Below are 696 nucleotides of genomic sequence, written 5' to 3'. Positions count from 1 at the left end.
AGAAATAGGTCTGTAGCTCAGCTGGTTAGAGCGCACCCCTGATAAGGGTGAGGTCGGCAGTTCAAGTCTGCCCAGACCTACCAATTTACGCCACTTGCTGCGTTGGAATGATACTCGTGTAGAAACCTACACTTCGCATCTTTCCGCCTTGCAACTGACGTAAATCTGCGTTTCGTTTTAGCTTAACGTGTGTTTCCCATTGCGGGGCTATAGCTCAGCTGGGAGAGCGCCTGCCTTGCACGCAGGAGGTCAGCAGTTCGATCCTGCTTAGCTCCACCACTTCTTCACTAAAGAGAGAGACCAAACTTAAACTATCAAAAGTTGATAAGTTAAGTTTGGTTTTTTAAACCAAGTCTTCACCGAATGCGTGTGAATGACTAATTCTTTAACAATCTGGAAAGCTGATATAAATACCGGTATTTATATGATGAACACGGTGTCGCGCTGTTGTTCATAAATTATAAATACCAAGCTGTTATTAATAGGAATATCGCCTGTTAATAATGGTGATTACGGATTCTCCTCGAAGACGTAATCAACCCGGTAGTTTATTAACTTTTAGTTTATCTACTAGTAATAAATTACCACTCTTATTCAAGACACACTTTGTGTGCGTGAAAATGTCAGACTTTACAATTGCTGTGGATTAGTCTCCACGGTGTACTAGATAGCTTCTTCGGAAACTACTTGGGGTTG

General features: G+C 42.1%; 2 tRNA genes. Both read left to right on the top strand.

Annotated features, from left to right (window positions below):
• Positions 1–6 precede the first annotated feature (6 nt).
• Positions 7–83 (top strand) — tRNA-Ile (locus H4J59_RS00490).
• A gap of 120 nt (positions 84–203) precedes the next feature.
• Positions 204–279, top strand: a tRNA-Ala gene (locus tag H4J59_RS00485).
• Positions 280–696 lie beyond the last annotated feature (417 nt).

Origin of the sequence: Colwellia sp. MB02u-10 (assembly GCF_014077185.1) — a bacterium.
Lineage (GTDB): Bacteria > Pseudomonadota > Gammaproteobacteria > Enterobacterales > Alteromonadaceae > Cognaticolwellia.
Note: the sequence above shows the minus strand (reverse complement) of the source record. Positions and strands in the feature narration are given on the sequence as shown.